This is a genomic window from Flavobacterium lacisediminis (assembly GCF_025909975.1).
Classification (GTDB): domain Bacteria; phylum Bacteroidota; class Bacteroidia; order Flavobacteriales; family Flavobacteriaceae; genus Flavobacterium; species Flavobacterium lacisediminis.
The window spans coordinates 1-546 of sequence record NZ_JAPCIO010000027.1; the positions used below are offsets into that span (position 1 = coordinate 1).

At 38.5% G+C, this 546-nt stretch carries 1 protein-coding gene; it reads left to right on the forward strand.

Features of this window, described 5'->3' with window-relative positions:
• Positions 1 to 323: 323 nt before the first annotated feature.
• Positions 324 to 546: hypothetical protein (locus OJ995_RS13515; RefSeq protein WP_264369915.1), on the forward strand; the 223-nt coding region annotated here is incomplete at its 3' end.

The following is a 546-nucleotide window of genomic DNA, read 5'->3' on the forward strand; positions in this document are numbered from 1 at the left end:
ACAAGTTATACAGTAACCGCATCAAACGGAAGTTGTACTTCTGCGCCATCTGTAGCTTTTAGCACAGCAGCGCAATTAGTAACACCATCAGTACCTACAATAAACACAACAACTGCTACTTGTTCTACAAGTGGAACCGCTACAATTAGCAATTACACTTCTGGAATCACTTATGTTTTCAATCCAACAGGACCAACAGTAAGTGGCACNCTGCTACTTGTTCTACAAGTGGAACCGCTACAATTAGCAATTACACTTCTGGAATCACTTATGTTTTCAATCCAACAGGACCAACAGTAAGTGGCACAGGAGCTATCTCAGGAATGGTATTAAATACTAATTACTCTGTATCCGCATCAAATGGAACCTGTATTTCATCATCATCAGTAACATTTAGTAATACTAGTTTTGTAATTCCATCAGTTATAGTAACGAATTTAAACCCAACATTCTGTTCAGGCGGAGGGACAAATATTCAATTAACAAGTAATGTACCAGGATCAATTTTCTCATGGACAGTAACAGGAGGAAACGTTGTTGGAGCAT